The sequence below is a fragment of the Tsukamurella pseudospumae genome, from assembly GCF_001575205.1.
GTDB classification, from domain to species: domain Bacteria; phylum Actinomycetota; class Actinomycetes; order Mycobacteriales; family Mycobacteriaceae; genus Tsukamurella; species Tsukamurella pseudospumae.
The window spans coordinates 1-253 of sequence record NZ_LSRE01000068.1 but is presented as its reverse complement, the minus strand read 5'-3'; the positions used below and the strand labels follow the sequence as shown (position 1 = coordinate 253).

The window sequence follows — 253 nt, the reverse complement described above, 5'->3', positions numbered from 1 at the left end:
GTTCGGAAGGGATAACCGCTGAAAGCATCTAAGCGGGAAGCCTGTTCCAAGATTAGGATTCTCACCACCTTGAGTGGGTAAGACCCCCTACAGACTATGGGGTTGATAGGCCAGAACTGGAAGCGCAGTAATGCGTGCAGGTGACTGGTACTAATCGGTCGAGGACTTACCACACACATAACATTCGCCAAAACGAGCACTGATGGCTCACAGAAGATTATGCGTGTAACAATTCACAGAAATCCGGCCCGTT

The 253-nt window shown here is 49.8% G+C and carries 1 rRNA gene; it reads left to right on the top strand.

Going from position 1 to position 253, the window contains the following annotated elements:
- Positions 1-174: ribosomal RNA gene (locus tag AXK61_RS24200) — 23S ribosomal RNA — on the top strand; the annotation flags it as partial.
- Between the last annotated feature and the right edge of the window lie 79 nt (positions 175-253).